Origin of the sequence: Amycolatopsis dongchuanensis, from assembly GCF_039542405.1 — a bacterium.
GTDB lineage: Bacteria > Actinomycetota > Actinomycetes > Mycobacteriales > Pseudonocardiaceae > Amycolatopsis_E > Amycolatopsis_E sacchari.
Map to the genome: position 1 here is coordinate 1 of NZ_BAABIB010000117.1, position 21,287 is coordinate 21,287.

The window sequence follows — 21,287 nt, forward strand, 5'->3', positions numbered from 1 at the left end:
ACCAGCCGCCAGCCTCCCGGCTCCACACCGGCGTCACCAACGTCAACGCCTCATACACCTAGTGCGCGCTGACCGGGATTGGTCGGAGCGCGCGTTGGCCGGGGTCGGTCCTGGTGCGTGCTGATCGGGATTGGTCGGAGCGCGCGTTGGCCGGGGTCGGTCCTGGTGCGTGCTGACCGGGATAGATCCTGGTGTGCACTGACGGGCATCGGTCCTGGTGTGCGTTGGCCGGGACTGGTGCCTAGTGCGTGAGGCCCGGCTCGCGGGGTGTTGCCCCGCGAGCCGGGCTTTTGCGGTGTGGGGCGGCGTTGTCACGGTGCGGGCGGGGCATTCGCGATGCGGCCGGGCTCGGCGGCGTGGTCGGGCAGCCCTGCCCCGTGGGGCTTGATCGCGTCGGCAGGGCGTGGCGCCCGAGCCCGCCGCGAGGCGCCACCCGAGCCGCCGCACCCGACAGGCCCCGGCATGGCTGTGTTGGTCGCGGATGTTCCCGCTGCGCAGGGCCGAGTCGTGTTCAATGGCGGCTATGGGCGCACACACCCACGACCACATCGACTGGGCAGCAAGGATTCCCGACCTCCGCCGCGGGGACGAGCTGCACGCCGCAGCATTCGCCGAGATCGCCCGCAGGCTGACGGCGAACCTCCCGCAGGGAGCGACGGTCGTCGACGCGGGCTCCGGCACGGGCGGCATGAGCGCAGCACTGGCCGCCGAACTGGCGGTGCGCGGCGGCGGCACTCTCATCCTGGTGGACGCGGTCCCCGAATTGCTCGCGGTAGCAACCGAAACGGCTGCGGCCGCAGTCGAGGCCGTGGGTGGGCAGCCGTCCGTCATCGCCACGACGGCTACTCATCGCGTGTCCGCGCATCCGGCACACGTGCACTGGCCGTCACAGGCACAGGCTGTTCGCGCAGAAACTGCTTCCTCCGCCACCGGGCATACCGCACCCGCACATGCCGACACCGCGCACGGATCCGAGCGAGCCGCCGGTGCCCGCTCCGAGGCGGCCGACACCGCGCTCTCGGGCGGCGGGCCCGAGCGAGCCGCAGCCCGCGCCCAGTCTGAAACTGCCGCCACTGCGCCCCTGGGCGGACCCGAGCGACCTGCGGCCGGTGCCCAGCCTGGGACGGCCACCACCAACGCCGAGCCCTCGGGCGGATCCGAGCGAGCCGCCGGTGCCCAATCTGGGACCGCCGCCGCCACCGACACCGCGCCCCCGGGCGGACCCGAGCGGCCTGCGGCTGGTGCCCAGCCCGGGACGGCCACCACCGACGCCCCGCACACGGGCGAAGCCGGGTCGCCTGCGGGCGCTGCCCAGCCCGAAACGCTCACCGACCCGTCCCGGGGTGTGGGGCCGGTGCGGATCGAGGCCGTGCGTGCCGACGTCGCCGGGCGGGCGCTTGGCGAGATCGTGCCGCCAGCGGACCTGGTCTGGGCGGCGGCGATGGTGCACCACCTGCCAGACCAGCAGGCCGGTATCTCGGCGCTGGCCTCCGCCCTGGCACCCGGCGGCTTGCTGACGGTCGCCGAGGGCGGCTTGCAGACCCAGACCCTGCCGTGGGACGTGGGCGTCGGAGCACCAGGCCTCGAGCGCCGCCTGCTGGCCATCGGCGACGAGTGGTTCGGCGAGATGCGTTCCGGCATGGACGGCAGCGTCCGCATGCCCTACGGCTGGACGACCGCGCTCACCCGCGCGGGCCTGCGCTCCGTTGGGTCGTTCACCGCACTGGTCGACCACCCCGCTCCCACGACCGATCTGGTCCGCCGTTTCGTGCTGGGACACCTGACGAGGCTTGCCGAGACGGTCGACGACCGCATGAGCGAGGACGATCGAAACGCCGTGCGCCTGTTGCTGGATCCCGAAGGCCCGGACTACCTCGGCAACCGGGACGACCTGTACGTGCTCGGTACCCGAACAGTCCACATCGGACGCAAATGACGGCCGCGATCTGCTCACGCTGCGGCGCCGACCGCGGAGCGGAGGAGAACCCGGCGATGGTGCTCGCATGGGTGTCCGAACGGGAAGGCGGCATGTCACGGTGGTTGTGCCCACGCTGTGCCCGCGACCACGTGCGGGACATCGAGGGCAAGCTACCGCCGGAGTTCTGGGTACCGGACCGCGACTGAGCACAGCAGGCCGCCGGGCCTTGCCCCGGAGCCGAGCCGAGGTTCGGGAGGAGGTGCGTGCGCATACGCCCTACACCTCCGCCGGTACCGAGCCGAGGGCCCTCACCTTCGGCCGCCGTCTTCGTGCGGCGTTGGCGAACGCGCTCGTGAGTTCCTGGGCGATGCGCCGGATCTGGTCGCGGAGCTGCTCCGGCGCGGTGCGCACGAGCACCACCCCCGCGGCGACAAGCGCGAGGTGGTTCATCTTCGGCCCGCCGTCCTCCTGCGCCGCGCCGCCGAACTGCCAGCCGAGGGCGACCTCGTCCCACCAGGCGTCGACCACACCGATCGGCCTGCCCAGCGAGTCACAGACCGTCACGTTCCACACCGGTGGCGGCAGTGGAACCGCCTCGAGCAGTTCGCGTGCGGCGCCCTGCAGGTACGTCTCGCCCATCGAGCCGAGGTTGCGCAGCATCTCCCGCACCGACGCACTGCCGCGCTGGTTGCCCGCGTCCAGCTCGGCTCGCAGGTCGTCCGCGGTGCACAACCCGTAGTAGACCGGCAGTGACAGCAGCCGCCGCAGGCGCTCCGGGTCACGCACCCGGCGCGCCACGTCGAGCGTCGCGCGGGCCGGTGGGGCGAACGCGATGCCGTCGATCACGTCCGGCCGCGGCAGCCGGGAAGTCCGCTCCAGGCGCACGAACTCCTGCGAGTGCAGCCGGCGCTGCACCGGCACCAGCAGGTGCACCGGGTCCCGCGGCGTCACCCGGATGCCGTACGCCCGCAACGCGTCGATCCCGCTCACCACCGAGTCCGCACCCGCGTAGAACTGCGCGGCGCGCAGCTTCTGCCGCCGTGTCGGGTCGCCCGCCTCGAGCATCACGATTCCGGGCAGCAGACGCCGCCACGGGCCGCCGGGGCGGCAGCGCGAGGCGATGGCGTGCGGGGTCACGCCCATGGCACGTAGCCGGGCGGTGGTCGTGACCTCGTCAGTCTCGGCCGCGCTCAGAGCCATCAGCTCCGCGGATGTCATTCGGGACATGGCTCCAGAGTGGCGGGGGAAGGAGCGTCAGGGAACCCGAAACCAAAATTGTGGACAACTCAGCGGAGCGAATGGCGGCTTCCGCGCAAAAAGCCGCGTCCTGTGGACAACTTACTCGTCGGCGAACCCCGGTTGCCAGCGCTCGACAATCGCCCGTACCGGGATCTCGGCGTCCAGCTGGCACAGAATGCCGGTCGAACCCGCGGTCACCCGGTGGATCATGAGGTATTCCGGTGGCAGGTTCAGCGACCGGCCGACGCGGAAATCCTGACCTCGGGAATCGCCGACGCGCAGGGCCTGCTGCTGCATCCACTTCCGGGTGAAATGGAACCGCTCTTTCGCCAGCGGTTCCGTGAACGGGGCCAAATAGGCGAGCACGTCCTCGGGGTGCAAATCCGTCCCGGGGCGCACGAAACCCGCCTCGCGCAGGAGTTCCATCAGCTTTTCGGAACGACGTTCCAGCGCGAGCCGCGTCATTTCGCCGAGGTGGCGGGGAATACCGTGCGGTAAGCGCGCGACGGCACCGAAATCGATCACCCCGAGCCTGCCGTCCTCGAGCAGGAGGAAATTGCCGGGGTGTGGATCGGAGTGCAGCAGGCCGGCCTTGGCGGGCGAGGAGTAGTGGAACTCGGCGAGCATGGCGCCCACCGCGTTGCGGGTCGCGGTGTCGCCGCCCGAGATGATCTTCGCCAGGGGGGTGCCGGTCAGCCACTCGGTGACCAGGACCTTCGGCGCGCTCGCCACCACGCGCGGGATGCGCACGCGCTCGTCGTCCGCGAACGCCTTCGCGAAAGCGCGCTGGTTGTCGGCCTCGCCGCGGTAGTCGAGTTCCTCGTCCATCCGCGCGGCCAGTTCGGCCAGCAGTGGCTTGACGTCCGTGCCCGGCACGAACGCCTGGAAGAGCCTGCTGAGCCGCTGCAACTGCCTCAGGTCGCTGCGCAGCGCCTCGTCCGCGCCCGGGTACTGCACCTTGACCGCGACCTCGCGCCCGTCGTGCCAGACGGCCCGGTGCACCTGGCCGATGCTGGCCGAGGCCGTGGGCTCGTCGTCGAACTCGGCGAACCGGTTCCGCCATGACCGGCCCAGCTGCTCGGCGAGCACGCGGTGCGTCTGCCTGCTGGACATCGGCGGCGCGGCGGCCTGCAGCCTGGTCAGGGCGTCCCGGTACGGCGCGGCCATCTCGTCGGGCACGGCGGCTTCGAACACGCTCAGCGCCTGGCCGAACTTCATCGCGCCGCCCTTGAGCGCGCCCAGTACCTCGAACACCTGCTCGGCGGCCTTGGCGGACAGGGTCGCGTTGACCTCTTCCGCGCTCTGACCGGTCAGCCTGCGCCCCCAGCCGCCCACCGCGCGCCCGGCGACGCCGAGCGGCAGACTGGCCAGTTTCGCTGTCCTCGCGGCGGTACGGCGGGGGATGCCGGTGCCGTCCCGGTCGTCACGATCGCGGTAGTCCGTCACCGCACGATTGTGCCTTGTGCTTGATCCTCCTCGCAGCCGTCGGCGTCACCACTCCTGTTGGCGGGCACCGCACCCGCAGTCCGGATTCGGCGGCCACGGGCGGTGTTCGACGGTGCCTTCGTAGGTGTCGATCTCGACCGTCGTGTTCCACACCGGTGGCGGATCCTGGCCCTCGATCCGGCCGAGGACGCGGAGCACCTGGCTCACCGCCAGACCCGCCGTGGCCTGCACGCTGCACAGGTCCGCCACCTGGCTGCGGCCCGCCAGCTGGCCCGCGACCATCGGCCAGCGCGGGTCCATCGCCTTGCGGTGCAGGTCCGCGCAGCTCAGGCACGTACTTCGCCCCGGGTAGACCAGCGGGCCCACGATGCCGAGGCCTTCACGGACGCGGACCGGGAGGTGCGGCACGCCCTCGAGGACGAGCAGCTGCACGAGCTCCGGCGCCGGCACGATCGAGTCCGCGAGGACGACCAGCTCCGGCTGGCGGTCACCACGTAGCCGTGTGTGCTTGGCCGACGGGTTGGCGCGGTGGATGGCGTCCGCCGCCGCGGCACGGCGCTGCCGCCCGATGTCGGTGTCGAGGTAACCGGTGCCGGTGTCCTGCTCCGTCACCACGCCGTCGGCCTCGACCTGCACGTGCCCTACGCCGGACGCGGCGAGCAAGGTGGCCATCGCGATTGTCAGCCTGCCGGTGCCGTGCAGCACCACGGCGCTGTGCGCGCGCCGGGTGAAGGCGTCCTGACCGGCCTGGCGGGCGCGCAGTGACCACAGGCCCACCTCACCGGCCGTGCGGCTCTTGCCCGCCGGGTTCCAGGCCTCCTCCACGAGGCCGAGCTTGGTCAGCGAGGCCAGCAGGTCGCGAACGTCGTCCCCGTGCTCGCTGTCGGCGAGCGCGACCAGCTCGTCGATGCGGTGCCGTCCGTCGAGGCGGTGCATGATCCGCACCAGGTCGGGCGTGAGGCCGCTGGCGACCATGGCGTGGCGCGGGTCCAGGCCGATCTGGACCTCGCCGGGCTTGCGGTCGAAGACCTGCAGCCCAGGCCTGAGGCGGGGCCGCCGGGGGAGCCGCGTCGCCTGGCTGCGGGTTCGCTCTGTCATGCCACACACAGTGACAACACGGCTACCGCTTCGCCACCTGAACACAGGAGTTGTCCACAGGGAGAATTGGATGTGGATAACTCGGCCTGATCCCGCTTCGACCCTCCCGAGTTGTCGGTGCCTGCCTCTACCTTGGTGTCGTGGCGAACGCACGGGTGCCCTCGTTGAGGGGACGGGACAACACCGAGCAGGTGAGAAACCCGCAGCAGAAGGTCGAAGTCAGGCGCAGCGCGCGGCGGCGGAGCACGGTCTCGGCCTACCGCGACGGGGACACGTTGGTCGTGCTCATCCCGGCCAGGATGAGCCAGGCGGAGGAGAAGCACTGGGTCGCGGAGATGGAGCGCAAACTGCAGCGCGCGGAGTCGAGGCGGGCGTCACCGGCGCGCCAGTCCGACTCGGCGCTGATGGCCCGGTGCGCGCAGTTGTCGGCGCGGTACCTGGACAACGCGCTGCCGAAGAGCGTGCGGTGGGTGCCGCCGATGCGGACGCGCTGGGCGTCCTGCACACCGGCCGACGCGACGATCCGGGTGAGCGAGCGGCTGCGTGACGTGCCGTCGTGGGTGCTGGACTACGTGCTGGTGCACGAGCTGGCACACCTGCGGGTGCCCGGGCACGACGCGGAGTTCTGGTCGCTGGTCCGGCGGTACCCGAAGACGGAGCGGGCCATGGGGTACCTGGAGGGGCTGTCGGCCGCGGCGGGCTGGGGGATCAGCGAACTGGACGGGGAGGAGTGAGGGCTATCGGGGTTGAGTGAGGGGGTGCGGTCGGTGGGGGTGGGGGCGGCCTGGGTGCGGTGAGCGGAGCGTGGGGTGCGTCGGGTGATGGCCTGGGCGCAGGTGGGCGGCGTGCGTGAGGCGTGAGGCGGGCGCGGGCGGCTCGGGAGGCCGGAGATGCGCGGGGTGTGAGGACGCGGTGTGTCGGGTTGCCGCGCGGCGCCGGGTTTGTGGGGCACGGTCGCGGATGCGGAGCGCGGCCGCCGGTGCACGAGGGCGGTGGCTGCGGGGCGGCGGTCGCGGGTGCACGGAAGCGGCGAGCGTGCGGGCGCCAGCAGAGGGCTGCGGTGATGTGGTGGGTCGCTGAGGGGCGCGCTTCTGCGGTGGGGTGGGCCCGGTAAGGCGGAGCGCGCTCACCGGATCGCGCGCGGAGAGGGCCGCCCTGACCGTCCTCGGCGCTGCGCGCCGACGTGACGCGGCGAGTCAGTCGGCGCGGCCAACTACCAGGTGAGGCCCGGGCGCCCAGCGGTTTACCGCGGGACGACAGGCCTGGGGTACGCGGCGAGACGGTGGGGTCGTCCCGCCGCGTGGACACTCCGGTCAGCGGGAGGTCGGCTACGCCTTGTCCTCGTCGGTGCCGTCGGTGCCGTCGGCGTCGTCCTTGGGCGCGTCCTTCGCGGACTTCTCGTCCTGCTCGGTGCGCTCCAGCTCCGCGATCGGGTCGAGGTCGTCGATCTGGGACTGCTCGCCGAGGCGCTCGCTGAACTCCAGCGGGTCGTCCAGGTCCTCGGCCGTCGGCATGAGGTCCGGGTGCGACCACAGGCTGTCACGCTTCTCGGTGCCGTGCTGATCGCCCACGAGCTTCCACAGCGACGCTGCCGCACGCATCCGGCGGGGCCGCAGCTCCAGGCCGACCAGCGTCGCGAACGTCTGCTCCGCCGGGCCGCCCGTCGCGCGGCGGCGGCGCAGCGTCTCGCGCAGCGCGCCCGCACCCGGCAGCCGGTCGCCGATCGCGTCGGACACCACGACGTCCACCCAGCCCTCGACCAGGGCGAGCAGCGTCTCGAGCCGGTTCAGCGCGGCCTGCTGCTCCGGCGTCGTCTTCGGCTCGAGCAGACCGGAGGACATCGCCTCCTCGATGCTCGCCGGGTTGCTCGGGTCCACCTGCCCGGCCAGCTGCTCCAGCGCCGAGGTGTCCACCTTGATGCCGTGCGCGAACTCCTCGACGGTCGCGAGCAGCCGCTGCCGCAGCCACGGCACGTGCGTGAACAGGCGCTGGTGCGCGGCCTCCCTGGCGGCGAGGAACACGAGCACCTCGCTGTTCGGCAGCTCCAGCCCCTCGGTGAACTTCTCGATGTTCGCGGGGAGCAGAGCGGACGTCGCGTCCGGACCGAGCGGCAACCCCACCTCGGTCGACGTCAGCACCTCCGACGCCAGCTGCGCGAGCGCGTTGCCCAGCTGCGAGCCGAACGCCATCCCGCCCATCTGGCCGACCATGGACAGCAGCGGCCCCGCCGCCTGCTTGGCCTCCGCGGGCAGCGCCTCGACCCACGCGCCGGACACCTGCTGGGCTACCGGGTCGCACAGCCGCTGCCACGTCGGCAGCGTCTTCTGCACCCAGTCCCGCGGCGACCAGGCCACCGTGGTGTTCGCGCCGGCGGGCAGGATCGTCACCGCGTCGAGCCACAGCTCCGCCAGGCGCGCGGCGTCACGCACCGCGCTGTCGGAGTCCCCGCTCTTCGCGAACCCGATCTGGCCGCCCGCGGAGCTGCCCAGCTTCTGCAGCGCGATCTGCTTGGCCAGGTCGTAGTTCACGGGCCCGCTCGAACTCCCCGCCTGGCTGAGCATCTGGCCCAGCTGGCTGAGCATCTGGCCCAACTGGTTGAAAGCGTCGCCCCCGGACTGGCCGCCGCCTTCGTTTTCGCCACGCTTGTCGGGGTCGGGGAGCCCGAACCCGAACGGGAGGTTGCTCATAACACCACCGTACGCGGCCGAGGGCGGGTACACGTCGCCAGCCGGACGCCTCCCGCACACGCCCGGCGAGGCCTGGTGATCCGGAGCTCGTGCCGGTCACCGTACGCTGTCCCGCGTGAGCGAGCCCCGCGAGGAAACCCAAGGTCGAGGCGCGACCCCGGTGAGCGCGGCCGACCCGGCCGCAGGCGAGGTCAAAGCGGCGAAGCACGCCAGGAGCGCCCCTGCGGGCGACGGGCGGAAGAGCTTCACCAGGAGGGGCTGGACCGTCGTGCTCAGCGCCCTCCTCGTCGTCGTCTTCGGGCTCGTCGGAGCCCTCGTGCGTGTCCCGTACGTCGCGATCGGCCCCGGGCCCACCTACGACACGCTCGGTAACGTCAACGGCGCTCCCGTCATCCAGATCAGTGGCCAGCAGACGTACCCCACGGACGGCGAGCTGCGCATGACGACGGTCTCGCTCAACGACCAGATCACGCTGTTCGGTGCGCTCGGGCTGTGGGCCAGCGGCCGGTACGCGCTCGCGCCCCGCGAGGAGTACTTCAAGCCGGGGGAGAGCGACGAGCAGGTCCAGCAGGAGAACGTCAAGGAGTTCCAGGACTCGCAGAGCAACGCCGAGGTCGCCGCGCTGCGCCACCTCGGCTACCCGATCAAGGTGCTCGCCCAGGACATCGTCGCGGGCAGTCCCGCCGACAAGGTCCTGACCGCCGGTGACCGGCTGCTCAGCGTCAACGGCAAGCAGGTCACCCAGGAGGACGACGTCCGCGGCGCGCTCGCGAACACCGCTCCGGGGCAGACGGTGCCGATCACCTTCCAGCACGGCACCGACGCGCCCCGGAACACCACGATCACGCTCGCCGCGAACCCCGACCCGAAGGTGACCCAGGGCTTCCTGGGGCTGCTGCCGATCGACCGGGCGGACGTGCCCTTCGACGTGAAGGTTTCGCTGCAGGACGTGGGCGGCCCCTCGGCCGGGCTGATGTTCGCCCTCGCGATCGTCGACCGGCTCACGCCGGGGGACCTCGCGAACGGGCAGCACATCGCCGGTACCGGGGAGATCGACGAGAAGGGCAACGTCGGCCCGATCGGCGGGATCTCGTTCAAGGTCGTCGGCGCGCGCGAGGCCGGGGCGACCGTGTTCCTGACGCCCGAGCAGAACTGCGCGGAGGCGGCGGCAGCGGTGCCCGACGGGCTCAAGCTCGTGAAGGTGACCAACCTCGACTCGGCGCTCACCGCGCTGGAGGACATCAAGGCCGGGCGCCCGACGCCTTCCTGCTGACGGCGCCGACGACGTCAGCAGACCGAGGTGCGGCGTCTGCGAGCGGAAACCGGGCTCGCAGGCGGAAACCGCATGCGGACGCGAACCGGCCCGCGGACGCCGGGCGCAAGCCGCCGCCGTGTGCGGGGCGGAGCCGCCGCTACGGGACCAGCGTTGCGCGCAAGGCTTCCAGCAGGTTCGGCGCCAGGTCGGGGTGCTCGATGACCTCGTCGACCGCCTCGCCCTCCGCGTCCGGCGCTGGGGAGTAGCCGCGCAGGCGCATCACGCACGCACCCGGGCCGTCGCGGACCACGGCTGCCACCAGGCGTGCCTCGGTGCGGTCGGGGTGGTCCGCGGCGGCCTGGCGCAGGCGCGCGACGTCCGAATCCTCCGGCAGCTCGGCCTCGGCGCTCGGCGGCAGCACGATGATCTCCTGCGCCACGGCGCACCCGACGACGACCTCGGGCCACGCGATGCGCCCCAGTGCCTCCGCCAGATCCCCTTCGGGCAGTTCCTCCTGCGCGACCGGCGTCAACGGGCTCGCCGCCGCGTCCAGCTGGCCCGCCAGGTCCGGCTCCTGCCGCAGCAGCTCCTCGGTGCGCACCAGCGCGAACAGCTGCGTCGGCTGGTCCCAGCCCGCCGCGGCCACGAACTCCTCGACCTCACGGGCCACGGCCGCCACGCCCGACTGCTTCTCCGGTGTCGCCATTCCGCCATCGTGTCAGGCGCGGGGTGTCCGATTTGGGGCGGGTGGGGAACCGCGGGACCCGTCCGTAGAGTTAGGTGACCAGGGGCGGTGTCGCGAGAGCCGTCGTCCCCGGACCGACCTGCCGACAACAGGAGCGTGTGCAGTGGCCAACCGGCCCCCTGTGAGCTTGCCGAAGCTGTCCCGCCGCAGCCGGATCCTGCTCATCCTCGCCGCCGTCATCATCCTGGCGCTGCTCCTCGGGGCAAGACTCCTGGACACCTACGTCAACTGGCTGTGGTTCGGCGAGGTGGGCGCCCGCGAGGTGTTCACCACCCAGGTGCTGACCCGCATCGTGCTGTTCTTCGCGATCGGGCTGCTCGTCGGCGGCACCCTCGCGCTGACGCTGTGGGCCGCGTACCGCTCGCGCCCGGTGTTCGTGCCGGTCTCGGGCACCGACGACCCGCTCTCGCGCTACCGCTCGGCGGTCGTCGGCCGCATCCGGCTGTTCGGCATCGGCATCCCCGTCATCGCGGGCCTCATCGCCGGTGCCACGGGCGAGGGCGACTGGCAGCGCGTGCAGCTGTTCCTGCACGGCACCAGCTTCGGCCAGACCGACCCCGAGTTCGGCAACGACATCGGCTTCTACGCCTTCAGCCTGCCCTTCTACCAGTGGTTGCTCGGCTGGCTGTTCGTCGCGACCACGATCTCCTTCATCGCCGCGCTCATCGCGCACTACCTGTTCGGCGGCATCCGGCTCGCCGGGCGCGGCGGGCAGCTCGCGGGCCCCGCGCGCGTCCAGCTGGCCCTCACCGCGGGCATCTTCGTGCTGCTCAAGGCCGTCGAGTACTTCTTCGACCGGTACAACCTGCTGTTCTCCGACCGCAACCCGTTGTTCGACGGCGCCACCTACACCGACCTCAACGCGGTGCTGCCCGCCAAGCTGATCCTGCTGTGCATCTCGGCGATCTGCGCCATCGCGTTCTTCGCCGGCGCCTTCCTGCGCAACATCCAGCTGCCCGCGATCGCGCTCGTGCTGCTGATCCTGTCCGGTGTGCTGGTCGGCGCGGCGTGGCCCGCGATCCTCGAGCAGTTCTCCGTCAAGCCCAACGCCAACCAGAAGGAAGCGCTTTCCATCAGCCGCAACATGGCGGCCACGAAGGACGCGTTCGGGCTCAACAACGTCCAGTACATCGACTACACGGGCACCGGCCAGGCCACCGCGGCGCAGGTCAGCGCCGACACCACGACCGTGCCGAACATCCGCCTGCTCGACCCCAACGTGCTGGCCCCGACGTTCACCCAGCGCGTCGGCCGCGAGAACTTCTACGGCTTCCCCGCGAAGCTCGACATCGACCGGTACGACGTCAACGGCAAGACGCAGGACTACATCGTCGCCGCGCGCGAGATCAACACCGCGAACCTGACCGGGAACCAGACGAACTGGATCAACCGGCACATGGTCTACACCCACGGCAACGGGTTCGTCGCCGCGCCGGCCAACACGATCGACCGCGCCGTGTCCGGGGCCAACAGCGACGGCGGTTACCCGATCGCGGCCACCAGTGACACGCAGAACCCGACCGGCGCCGGGATCGACCCGTCGAACCCCACCGCGCCGGGGATCCAGGTGCAGCAGCCGCGCATCTACTACGGCGAGCTGACCAACGACTACGCCATCGTCGGTGGCCAGGAGGGCAAGGCACCCGGCGAGTACGACAGCGCCTCCAACAACGACTACCGCTACGACGGCACCGGCGGCGTCCCGATCGACAACTGGTTCAACCGCCTCGCCTTCGCCGCCAAGTACGGCGAGCGCAACATCCTCTTCTCCGACGCCATCAGCGACGGCTCGAAGATCATGTACAACCGGGAGCCGCGGGAACGCGTCGAGAAGATCGCCCCGTGGCTGACCGTCGACGGCGACCCGTACCCCGCCGTCGTGGGCGGCCGCATCGTGTGGATCCTCGACGGCTACACGACCTTGAACAACTACCCGTACGCGCAGCAGACCCAGCTCGGTGAGGCCACACAGGACACCCTGAACGGCGTCGCGCGGCTGGCCAACAACAACATCAACTACATCCGCAACTCGGTGAAGGCCACGGTGGACGCGTTCAGCGGCACCGTGACCCTGTACTCGGTGGACGACAAGGACCCGGTGCTCAAGGCCTGGGAAAGCGTGTTCCCCGGCATCGTCAAGTCCGGCTCCGAGATCTCGGCCGACCTGCGCGCGCACTTCCGCTACCCCGAGGACCTGTTCAAGGTGCAGCGGGAACTGCTGACGAAGTACCACGTGGGCGACCCGCAGGAGTTCTACACCACGAACACCTTCTGGAACGTGCCGCAGGACCCGACGCAGGAGGGCGGCACCAACCTCGACGCGGCAGGCCTTGCCAACCAGCCCGGCTACTACGTCCTCGCGGAAACCCCGGGGGAGAACACGCCGACGTTCCAGCTGACCAGCTCGCTCACGGCGCTGCAACGGCAGTACCTCGCGGCGTGGATGTCCGTGTCCTCCGATCCCAGCGACTACGGCCGGATCAGAGTGCTCCGGCTACCCACGACCGCGGCCGGCAACAGCCAGGTCGACGGTCCCGTGCAGGTGCAGAACAGGTTCCAGAGCGACTCCCGGTTCGTCCAGGAGCGGACCCTGTTCAGCAACCCCAACGTGACCCCGATCTTCGGCAACCTCATCACGCTGCCGCTCGAAGGCGGGTTCCTCTACGTGGAACCGGTCTACATCCAGCAACGCAACCAGAACAGCTACCCGCAGCTGGCCAGGGTGCTGGTGTCGTACGGGGCGAAGGTCGGCTTCGCCGCGACGCTCGGCGACGCGCTGAAACAGGTTTTCGGCGACGGGGCCAACCAGGCCGCCACGTCGCCGACCCAGCCGAACCAGCCGACTACCACCCCATCGACACCGAGCAGCAACCCGTCGTCGACGGCGCCGCCACCGGCGGGCGGCGGCGGCAACACGGCACTCGACAAGGCGGTCGCCGACATCCAGGCCGCGCTCACCCAGCTCCGCACGGCCCAGCAGAACGGCGACTTCACCGCGCAGGGCCAGGCGCTCGCCGCGCTCGACGCCGCCACCAAGGAGTACGAGGCCGCGCAGAGCAGCAGCGCCCCCACCAGCAGTTCCGCGCCCGCGCAACCCGGCGGGTGAGGCCGGAGGCACCCCGGGCACACCTAGCCGGAACCAGGGCGTAAACTAGGTGCCACGACGCGGGGTGGAGCAGCTCGGTAGCTCGCTGGGCTCATAACCCAGAGGTCGCAGGTTCAAATCCTGTCCCCGCTACGGAGCTTGGGAGCCCTGTGTCCGCGGAAAGCGCGGATGTAGGGCTCCTTCGCATTTGTCCTGGGGGTCGGACCCCCAGACCCCCGGCAGGAGGGCTCCGCCCCCTGCACCCCCTTGGGGGCTTCGCCCCCTTGCCCCCCATCGCGGTGCCGGTCGTGTGGGCGGGTGCCGGTGGGTGGGTGGTGGGTGGGGGCGGGTCTGGTGTGGACGGTGGGTGGGGGTGGTGGGTGTGGGGGTGGGGTGGGTGTGTATAGTGGTTTTTACAGCGCGGGGTGGAGCAGCTCGGTAGCTCGCTGGGCTCATAACCCAGAGGTCGCAGGTTCAAATCCTGTCCCCGCTACTGCACGGAGACCCGGTCCGGATGGGCCGGGTCTCCTTTTTCGTGCGGGTGGGGGAGCGCTGGTTGGGCCGGATGGCGGATTTCAGTGGCCATTGTGGACGGAGCGCGAGGCCACTGTGGACAGATCCGGCGAAAAGTGGGACTGTGGTGTCGTGTCTGAACTGAATGCGACAGCAGCGGCATTGCTTGGTCTGCTCCAGGACGGTCCGGCGACCGGTGGACAGCTGGTCGCGAGCGCGGAGGAGCGTTTCGGCGCCTTCTTCAGCGTGACGCGCAGTCAGGTGTACCGGGAACTGCCCGCGCTCGCCAAGGAAGGGCTCGTCCGGCTCGGCAAGCAGGGTCCCCGCTCCAGCCAGCAGTACGCCATCACCGCGGCGGGCAAGAAGGCCTTCAAGGCCTGGCTCAGCTCCGAGGCCGCCCCCGACCACCTGCGCAGCCCGCTCATCCTGCGGCTCGTGCACGCCGGTTCGCTGACCGCCAAGCAGCGCACCGCGCTCATCGAGAAGGCCAGGGCGACCTACAGCCAGGAACTTGACGAAGCCAAGGCCGCCGTCAAGGCCGCCGACGACCCCTACGTCAAGGCGGTCGCCGAGTTCGGCCAGGCGCACGCCAGGGCCGCGCTCAAGCTGGTCGACGCCATCCCGCAGGCCTGAGGTGAGGCTACGGCCGCCACGGCCGGTTCGGCGTAACCGGCCGTGGCGCTTGCCGTAACCTTGAGGGTTGTGAGTGGTGACTTCGAAACCGACCTGAAAGACCTCGCCGGCAAGCTGGGGCAGGTCGAGGCCGTAATGGACCTGGACGCCCTGCGTGCCCAGGTCGCCGACCTGGAGCAGCAGGCCTCCGCGCCCGACCTCTGGGACGACCCCGAGGCGGCCCAGAAGGTCACCAGCCAGCTCTCCCACCGCCAGGCCGAGCTGCGCCGCGTCACCGACCTGCGCCAGCGCCTCGACGACCTGAGCGTCCTGTGGGAGCTCGCCGAAGCCGAGGGCGACGCCGCGAGCCGCACCGAGGCCGAGTCCGAGCTGGGACAGCTCGCGAAGGACGTCGACGCGCTCGAAGTCCGCACGCTCCTGTCCGGTGAGTACGACGACCGCAACGCCGTCGTCACCATCCGCTCCGAGGCGGGCGGCGTCGACGCGGCCGACTGGGCCGAGATGCTCATGCGCATGTACCTGCGCTGGGCCGAGCGGCACGGCTACCCGACCGAGGTCTACGACATCTCCTACGCCGAAGAGGCGGGCATCAAGTCGGCGACGTTCAAGGTCAGCGCGCCCTACGTCTACGGCACCCTGTCCGTCGAGCAGGGCACCCACCGGCTCGTGCGCATCTCGCCGTTCGACAACCAGAGCCGCAGGCAGACGTCCTTCGCGCACGTCGAGGTCCTGCCGGAAGTGGAAGAGGTCGACCACGTCGACATCCCGGAGAAGGACATCCGCGTCGACGTGTTCCGTTCCTCCGGCCCCGGCGGGCAGAGCGTCAACACCACCGACTCGGCCGTGCGCATCACGCACCTGCCGACCGGCATCGTGGTCTCCTGCCAGAACGAGAAGTCGCAGCTGCAGAACAAGGCGGCCGCCCTCAAGGTGCTGCAGGCCAAGCTGCTGCAGCGCAAGAAGGAAGAGGAGCGGGCCGAGCTCGACGCGCTCAAGGACAGCGGGTCCAGCTGGGGCAACCAGATGCGCTCCTACGTCCTGCACCCGTACCAGATGGTCAAGGACCTGCGCACCGAGTACGAGGTCGGCAACCCGAGCGCGGTGCTCGACGGCGACATCGACGGCTTCCTCGAGGCGGGTATCCGCTGGCGCAAGCAAGCGGCGGTGGCGTAAGCGGCGCGAGGACGTCACTGCGCGTGATTTCCTCTGCTCCGAACCGGGGACAGATGCCTACCCGGGCTTAACGGTGCCTCCCAGTAGGATGGCCCACCGTGATCCGGCTCGACAGTGTCTCCAAGGTTTACAAGACGTCGACACGTCCCGCACTCGAGAACGTGTCCGTCGACGTGGACAAAGGCGAGTTCGTCTTCCTGATCGGGCCCTCCGGGTCCGGTAAGTCGACGTTCCTGCGGCTCCTGCTGCGGGAGGAGGTGCCCACCAAGGGCCGGGTCTTCGTGTCGAACTTCGACGTCGCCAAGATGGCCCGCCGCAGGATCCCCCGGCTGCGGCAGACCATCGGCTGCGTCTTCCAGGACTTCCGGCTGCTGGGCAACAAGACCGTCGCGGGCAACGTCGCGTTCGCGCTCGAGGTCATCGGCAAGCCGAAGCACACCATCCGCAAGGTGGTGCCCGAGGTGCTGGAGCTGGTCGGTCTCGACGGCAAGGCCGACCGGATGCCCAACGAGCTCTCCGGCGGTGAGCAGCAGCGCGTCGCGATCGCGCGGGCCTTCGTGAACCGGCCGCTCGTGCTGCTGGCCGACGAGCCGACCGGGAACCTCGACCCCGACACCAGCCAGGACATCATGCTGCTGCTCGAGCGCATCAACCGCACCGGAACCACCGTCCTCATGGCGACGCACGACCACTCCATCGTGGACTCGATGCGCCGGAGGGTGGTCGAGCTGCAGTACGGCCGGGTGATCCGCGACGACGCCCGCGGCGTGTACGGCGTCGGCAGGTAGTTCCCCCGCTACCGTCCCCGCTCCGCTCGGCCCGCCCGTCGCCCGACCACCACCCCCGATCGAGGCGCTTCGCGCCGCAGCCGCCCCCGACCCAAGGACCCAATCCCCGATGCGCGCAAGTTTCGTCTTCAGCGAGGTCTTCACCGGTCTGCGCCGGAACATCACGATGACCATCGCGATGATCATCACCACCGCGGTCTCGCTCGGCATGCTCGGCGGCGGTCTGCTGGTCGTGCGCACGATCGACAAGATGCAGGTCGACTACATGGCCGACGTCGAGGTGTCGATCTACCTGACGCAGGACGTCAGCGCGAACGACAAGGACTGCTCGGCCGACCCGTGCCGGAGCCTGCGGCAGGACGTCCAGAACAACCCGGCCGTCGAGTCGGTGGTGTTCGAGAACCGCGACCAGGCCTACGAGCGGTTCAAGAGGATCTTCCAGGACAACCCGATCCTGGTGCAGTCCGCGCGCCCTGAGGCGCTGCCCGCGTCGCTCCAGATCAAGCTGCACGACCCGAGCCGCAGCGAGATCATCGAGCAGCAGTACGGCAAGCAGCCCGGCGTGGACCGCGTCGAGGACCAGAAGCAGTTCCTGGACCGGTTCTTCGGCCTGCTCGGCGCGGTCCGGGACGTCACGTTCGTCGTCGCGCTCGTCCAGGCGCTCGCCGCGCTCCTGCTGATCTCCAACACCGTGCAGATCTCGGCGTTCACGCGCCGCACGGAGGTCGGCATCATGCGGCTGGTCGGCGCCACGCGGTGGTACACGCAGCTGCCGTTCCTGCTGGAGGCGGTGATGACCGGCATCGTCGGCTGGGTGCTGTCCGTCGGCGGGCTGATCGGGCTGAAGTACGCGTTCCTCGACCGGATCCTGGGCGTGACCTCGGGCATCATCCCGAAGATCGAGGTGCTGGACATCATCGTCACGGCGCCGTGGCTGCTGCTCGCGTCGATCATCATCTCGGCCACGACGGGTTATGTGACGCTGCGGCTCTACGTTCGCCATTAGACTGGTCGTTATGCCCAAAGAACGTGGCCAGAAGGTGATCGCGTCGAACCGCAGGGCGCGGCACGACTACGAGGTGCTGGACACCTACGAGGCCGGGATCGCGCTGATGGGCACCGAGGTGAAGAGCCTGCGCGCGGGCCGCGCGTCGCTCGTGGACTCGTTCGCCACCGTGGACGACGGCGAGGTCTGGCTGCGCAACCTGCACATCCCGGAGTACGAGCACGGCACGTGGACCAACCACGAGGCGCGCCGGCACCGGAAGCTGCTGCTGCACCGCGGCGAGATCGAGAAGCTGATCGGCAAGACGAAGGAGAGCGGGCTGAGCCTGGTCCCGCTGTCGCTGTACTTCAAGGACGGCAAGGTCAAGGTCGAACTCGCGCTCGCGAAGGGCAAGAAGTCCTACGACAAGCGGCAGGCGCTCGCGAAGCGGGACGCCCAGCGTGAGATGACGCGCGCGATGGGACGGGCGCTGAAGGGGCGCCGTTGACGGCACCGGGGCCCGAGCGCGACGAGGACATCGCGGGGTGGGTGCGCTCGCTCGGGCTCGACGGGCTGGTCGACCTGCACCTGCACTTCCTGCCCGAGCGGATGCTGACCAAGGTCTGGGCCTATTTCGACCGCGTCGAGGAGCGGGTCGGCGCGGCGTGGCCCATCTGGTACCGGCAGCCCGAGGACGACCGGATCGCGTTGCTCGAATCGTTCGGCGTGGTCCGGTACGCGCCGCTGGCGTACCCGCACAAGCCCGGGATGGCCGAGTGGCTGAACGGCTGGCTCGCCGAGTTCGCCGAACGCGTGCCCGCCGCGGTGCGGACCGCGACGTTCTTCCCCGAACCGTCGGCGGCGTCCTATGTGGACGAGGCACTGCGGGCGGGCGTCCGCTGCTTCAAGGCACACGTCCAGGTCGGCGCGTACGACCCGCGCGACGAGCTGCTGGACCCGGTGTGGGGTGCGATCTCCGACGCCGGGGTGCCCGTCGTCGTGCACGCCGGGCACGGGCCCGAGCGCGGACCGTACACCGGGCTCGACGTGTTCGGCGAGGTCCTGGCGCGGCACCCGCGGCTCGTCGCCGTGCTCGCCCACGCCGGGATGCCCGACTACGAAGCCGCGTTCGACCTCGTGGAGCGGTATCCGCGCGTGCACATCGACACGACGATGGTCGGCGTGCCGTTCACCGAGAAGCTCATGCCCCTGCCCGGGAACTGGCTCGACCGCCTCGCCGGGATCGCCGACCGCGTGGTGCTGGGCACCGACTTCCCGAACATCCCGTACTCCTACGCCACGCAGCTGAGGGCGATCGCCGGCTGGGCGGCCGACGATCGCCTCGGAGCGGACTTCCTGCGGGCCGTCCTGCACGACACCCCGGCCCGGTTGCTCAGCCTCTGACCAGCACCGGCGTGCGGCGGGTCGCCACCGCGGTCGCCGCCAGCACGAGCGCCACCCAGGGCAGTGCACTGGCCAGCACGCCGCCGCCGAGCGGGGTGGTGAACCCGCGTGCGGCGAGGCCGAGCAGTCCCGCCGAACCGAGCAGAGCGGCTGCGACGAGCTGGGGCGTCGGCGCGGGCGGGCCCGCCGGGAGGCGCCGGGTCTCGAAGCGGGCGAACACGCGCAGCAGCACGAGGAGCACGGCAGCGGCGGCGGCGAACCACACCGGGGCGGCGGCCAGCCAGCGCAGGCTGCCCGGTTCCGGGGTCGCGTAGCCGAAGCCCAGGACGCTGAGCCCCGCCACGACCACCAGCGCGGGCATGTGCCACAGGTAGACGCTCATGAACCGGCGGTTGATCCACCCCAGTGCGGCGGCGGCCGACGGACGGGCGGCGAACGCCCGCAGCTGCGGGCGGAACGCGAGGGCGAGCCCGAGCTGCCCGACGGTGACGCTCAGCAGGACCGCCGACGGCGGGCTCATGTTCGACACCGGCGCGCCCGGCATGCCGATCATGCTCATCGGGTACGGACCGAACACGACCGCCAGCGCGGTGACGCCGAACCCGGCGGCGGCCAGTGCGAGCGCGGGCTTCCGCTCCAGGCGGCCCAGCTTGCCGTCGACGTAGGCGAACCCGAGCTGGTGCACGGCCAGCCACACGAACACGGCGTTGGCGTAGCCGACGATGCCGAAGCCTTCGAAGCGCACGACGTCCACGAGCACGGCCGCGACCCCGAGCGCGGCGGGCACCGCGAGCCCCCACCGGCGGTGGGCGGCGGCCATCAGCGGCGTCGCGACCACGGTCAGCAGGTATACCGCGAGGAACCACAGCAGCTGCCCGGCGATCGCGCCGGCCACCTCGACCGGTTGCTCCGGCGCCCCGAGATCACGCAGCAGCGCCGGTGCGGCCAGCCACACGGCGGCGAGCGGCAGCACCGGCAGCAGCAGACGGCCGAGCCGCGCGGCGAGCCAGTCGCGGGACGAGGTGGCGCGCGCCAGTGACAGGTGGTTGGCCGCCCCGCCGGCGAAGAAGACGAGGGGCATCACGTTGGACAGCCAGGTGATGATCGCCCAGCCGGGAGTGGCGAGCGCGTTCCCCGTCGCGAGGCGTCCGTCGTGGTAGCTCAGCACGGGCATGAGCCAGTGCTGGGAGATCACCGCGAGGATCGCGCCGGCGCGGAGGACGTCGAGGAAGGTGTCCCGCTGGGATGTCTGCATGTCCAGCAGCCTGCTGGAAAGCGGCCTCGCGAACAGCCAGGTCAGCCGCCGTTTCCCGGTCGGGCGGGGGCCAGGGGGAGAGGTGGGGAAAGCCCTACCTCAGGTCTCGTCGACCTCGGTGGCCAGCCCGCACAGCCGGTACTCCCAGCCGGTCTCCGGCGTGTAGCCGAGCCGGTAGTGGGTTTCGATCTTCGGCCCGTCGTGCAGGTGGACGTGCCTCATCAGCGTGCCCGAGACGGGTTCGGTGTCGCCGAGCGGTTGCACCCGGCCGTCCAGGGGCCCGCCGAAGAAGCGGACGCTCACCTCGGTCATCGTGCCCCTTTCCGGTTGATCGAGCACAGCGACGTCCGCCCATGGTAGGGGAGCGAACGGGGGTTTGCCGCCGTCGGATCGGGTGAGTTCCTCAGGCGCGGCCCAGGTAGGTCAACACCGCGCGTACCCGACGGTGTTCCTCCGCGCTGGCTTCGAGGCCGAGCTTGGCGAAGATGTTGCCGATGTGCTTTTCGACCGCGCCCTGCGACACGACGAGCGTGCTGCCGATCGCGGTGTTCGACAGGCCTTGCGCCATCAGGCCCAGCACCTCGGACTCACGCGGGGTCAGGGCGTCGAGCGGGTTGCGGCGGCCGCGGGCCATCAGCTGGGCGATGACCTCCGGGTCGATCGCCGTGCCGCCCCTGGCCACCCGGCGGACCGCGTCCAGGAACTCGGCGACGTCCGCGACCCGCTCCTTGAGCAGGTATCCGACACCGCCCGCGCCGCCGGACAGCAGCTCGACCGCGTAGCTCTCCTCGACGTACTGCGACAGCACCAGCACCGGCAGCCCCGGCAGGGCCTCACGGGCCGCCAGCGCCGCGCGCAGGCCCTCGTCGGTGAACGTCGGCGGCATCCGCACGTCCACGATCGCCAGGTCCGGCTTGTGCTCGGTCGCCGCGCGGACCAGGTCGTCCCCGTTGTCCACCGCAGCGACCGTCTCGATGTCCTCGTCGGCGAGCAGCCGCTGTACCCCCGCACGCAGGAGGACGGCGTCCTCGGCGAGCACCACCCGCATGTGCAGCCCCCAAGA

At 70.9% G+C, this 21,287-nt stretch carries 19 protein-coding genes and 2 tRNA genes; 13 read left to right on the forward strand and 8 right to left on the reverse strand.

The features are described from left to right. Nucleotides 1-523 precede the first annotated feature (523 nt). Nucleotides 524-1,936: a class I SAM-dependent methyltransferase gene (locus tag ABFX51_RS29905; RefSeq protein ID WP_346055658.1), complete on the forward strand. Its 1,413-nt coding sequence runs from the start codon at nt 524-526 to the stop codon at nt 1,934-1,936. Next, nucleotides 1,933-2,124 (forward strand): hypothetical protein, encoded by a 192-nt coding sequence (locus ABFX51_RS29910; protein WP_091508851.1) that lies wholly within the window; start codon nt 1,933-1,935, stop codon nt 2,122-2,124. Before ABFX51_RS29905 ends, ABFX51_RS29910 begins: the two co-directional genes overlap by 4 nt. A 70-nt stretch (nt 2,125-2,194) precedes the next feature. Here the strand turns inward: ABFX51_RS29910 and ABFX51_RS29915 are convergent, their stop codons facing one another. The 3 genes from ABFX51_RS29915 to ABFX51_RS29925 all read right to left on the reverse strand — a co-directional run bounded on the left by ABFX51_RS29915 (nt 2,195) and on the right by ABFX51_RS29925 (nt 5,701). Then, nucleotides 2,195-3,145 (reverse strand): hypothetical protein, encoded by a 951-nt coding sequence (locus tag ABFX51_RS29915; protein ID WP_346055659.1) that lies wholly within the window; start codon nt 3,143-3,145, stop codon nt 2,195-2,197. A gap of 111 nt (nt 3,146-3,256) precedes the next feature. Then, complete coding sequence (locus tag ABFX51_RS29920) at nt 3,257-4,603, reverse strand: ABC1 kinase family protein (protein ID WP_346055660.1); 1,347 nt, start codon at nt 4,601-4,603, stop codon at nt 3,257-3,259. Between the two features lie 45 nt (nt 4,604-4,648). Then, complete coding sequence (locus ABFX51_RS29925) at nt 4,649-5,701, reverse strand: TOMM precursor leader peptide-binding protein (RefSeq protein ID WP_143249877.1); 1,053 nt, start codon at nt 5,699-5,701, stop codon at nt 4,649-4,651. Nucleotides 5,702-5,865: 164 nt separating this feature from the next. Here ABFX51_RS29925 and ABFX51_RS29930 point away from each other — a divergent pair, with 164 nt between their 5' ends. Continuing rightward, a complete protein-coding gene (locus tag ABFX51_RS29930) occupies nt 5,866-6,435 on the forward strand; it encodes a M48 metallopeptidase family protein (RefSeq protein WP_091508919.1) in 570 nt (189 codons plus the stop codon). Between the two features lie 594 nt (nt 6,436-7,029). Here the strand turns inward: ABFX51_RS29930 and ABFX51_RS29935 are convergent. Beyond that, entirely contained in the window at nt 7,030-8,388 is a 1,359-nt protein-coding gene (locus tag ABFX51_RS29935) for a zinc-dependent metalloprotease (RefSeq protein WP_346055662.1), read from the reverse strand. 115 nt (nt 8,389-8,503) lie between these two features. On the opposite strand from ABFX51_RS29935, the gene ABFX51_RS29940 reads away from it, so the two are divergent. Next, complete coding sequence (locus tag ABFX51_RS29940) at nt 8,504-9,661, forward strand: YlbL family protein (RefSeq protein WP_091508844.1); 1,158 nt, start codon at nt 8,504-8,506, stop codon at nt 9,659-9,661. Nucleotides 9,662-9,800: 139 nt separating this feature from the next. On the opposite strand, the gene ABFX51_RS29945 is transcribed toward ABFX51_RS29940, so the two are convergent. After that, nucleotides 9,801-10,349: a PPA1309 family protein gene (locus tag ABFX51_RS29945; RefSeq protein WP_091508842.1), complete on the reverse strand. Its 549-nt coding sequence runs from the start codon at nt 10,347-10,349 to the stop codon at nt 9,801-9,803. Between the two features lie 160 nt (nt 10,350-10,509). Here ABFX51_RS29945 and ABFX51_RS29950 point away from each other — a divergent pair, with 160 nt between their 5' ends. From ABFX51_RS29950 to ABFX51_RS29990, 9 genes are all read left to right on the forward strand, one after another. Further along, nucleotides 10,510-13,494 carry a UPF0182 family protein gene (locus ABFX51_RS29950; RefSeq protein ID WP_177228748.1) on the forward strand — a complete coding sequence of 995 codons (2,985 nt, stop codon included), beginning with the start codon at nt 10,510-10,512 and terminating at the stop codon, nt 13,492-13,494. A gap of 58 nt (nt 13,495-13,552) precedes the next feature. Beyond that, a tRNA-Met gene (locus ABFX51_RS29955) sits at nt 13,553-13,626 on the forward strand. Between the two features lie 266 nt (nt 13,627-13,892). Continuing rightward, nucleotides 13,893-13,966: transfer RNA gene (locus ABFX51_RS29960), tRNA-Met, on the forward strand. A gap of 152 nt (nt 13,967-14,118) precedes the next feature. Beyond that, nucleotides 14,119-14,619: a PadR family transcriptional regulator gene (locus ABFX51_RS29965; protein WP_177228747.1), complete on the forward strand. Its 501-nt coding sequence runs from the start codon at nt 14,119-14,121 to the stop codon at nt 14,617-14,619. Nucleotides 14,620-14,688: 69 nt separating this feature from the next. Next, nucleotides 14,689-15,792 carry a peptide chain release factor 2 gene (gene prfB, locus ABFX51_RS29970; protein ID WP_091508836.1) on the forward strand — a complete coding sequence of 368 codons (1,104 nt, stop codon included), beginning with the start codon at nt 14,689-14,691 and terminating at the stop codon, nt 15,790-15,792. Nucleotides 15,793-15,890: 98 nt separating this feature from the next. Beyond that, a complete protein-coding gene (ftsE, locus tag ABFX51_RS29975) occupies nt 15,891-16,580 on the forward strand; it encodes a cell division ATP-binding protein FtsE (protein WP_091508834.1) in 690 nt (229 codons plus the stop codon). Between the two features lie 109 nt (nt 16,581-16,689). After that, nucleotides 16,690-17,586: a permease-like cell division protein FtsX gene (gene ftsX, locus ABFX51_RS29980; RefSeq protein WP_346055663.1), complete on the forward strand. Its 897-nt coding sequence runs from the start codon at nt 16,690-16,692 to the stop codon at nt 17,584-17,586. A 10-nt stretch (nt 17,587-17,596) separates the two neighbouring features. Further along, the gene (gene smpB / locus ABFX51_RS29985) at nt 17,597-18,073 is read left to right on the forward strand and encodes an SsrA-binding protein SmpB (RefSeq protein ID WP_091508831.1); all 477 of its coding nucleotides are present in this window, start codon (nt 17,597-17,599) and stop codon (nt 18,071-18,073) included. Then, nucleotides 18,070-18,969 (forward strand): amidohydrolase family protein, encoded by a 900-nt coding sequence (locus ABFX51_RS29990; protein ID WP_346055664.1) that lies wholly within the window; start codon nt 18,070-18,072, stop codon nt 18,967-18,969. Before smpB ends, ABFX51_RS29990 begins: the two co-directional genes overlap by 4 nt. On the opposite strand, the gene ABFX51_RS29995 is transcribed toward ABFX51_RS29990, so the two are convergent. The 3 genes from ABFX51_RS29995 to ABFX51_RS30005 all read right to left on the reverse strand — a co-directional run bounded on the left by ABFX51_RS29995 (nt 18,959) and on the right by ABFX51_RS30005 (nt 21,272). Next, nucleotides 18,959-20,224: an acyltransferase family protein gene (locus tag ABFX51_RS29995; RefSeq protein ID WP_346055665.1), complete on the reverse strand. Its 1,266-nt coding sequence runs from the start codon at nt 20,222-20,224 to the stop codon at nt 18,959-18,961. The two genes, ABFX51_RS29990 and ABFX51_RS29995, sit on opposite strands and share 11 nt — an antisense overlap. A gap of 99 nt (nt 20,225-20,323) precedes the next feature. Next, nucleotides 20,324-20,536, reverse strand: a complete 213-nt coding sequence (locus ABFX51_RS30000) for a hypothetical protein (RefSeq protein ID WP_091508823.1) — start codon at nt 20,534-20,536, stop codon at nt 20,324-20,326. A gap of 91 nt (nt 20,537-20,627) precedes the next feature. Then, nucleotides 20,628-21,272, reverse strand: coding sequence for a response regulator transcription factor (locus ABFX51_RS30005; protein ID WP_091508821.1), 645 nt, complete (start codon nt 21,270-21,272; stop codon nt 20,628-20,630). Nucleotides 21,273-21,287: the final 15 nt, after the last annotated feature.